At 52.6% G+C, this 266-nt stretch carries 1 rRNA gene; it reads left to right on the top strand.

Annotated features, from left to right (window positions below):
* Positions 1-266: ribosomal RNA gene (locus HMPREF2891_RS06435) — 23S ribosomal RNA — on the top strand; the annotation flags it as partial.

The raw sequence follows: 266 nt of genomic DNA, 5'->3' as shown, positions 1-266 counted from the left end.
TGAACAGTTTGGGATGGCTGACCGTAGGGCGTGATAGTCGTGTAGGTGGTTCATGCAACTCTGCCTGAGTGTGTTCCCAAGTAGCAGCGGGCTCGTGGAATCTGCTGTGAATCTGCCCAGACCACTGGGTAAGCCTGAATACTTCTAGGTGACCGATAGTGTATTAGTACCGTGAGGGAATGGTGAAAAGTACCCCGGGAGGGGAGTGAAATAGTGCCTGAAACCAAGCGCTTTTAAGCCGTCAGAGCCGGTCGGCCCCTTTTTTT

This window comes from Actinomyces sp. HMSC065F11, assembly GCF_001813085.1.
Taxonomy (GTDB): Bacteria; Actinomycetota; Actinomycetes; order Actinomycetales; family Actinomycetaceae; genus Gleimia; species Gleimia europaea.
Note: the sequence above shows the minus strand (reverse complement) of the source record. Positions and strands in the feature narration are given on the sequence as shown.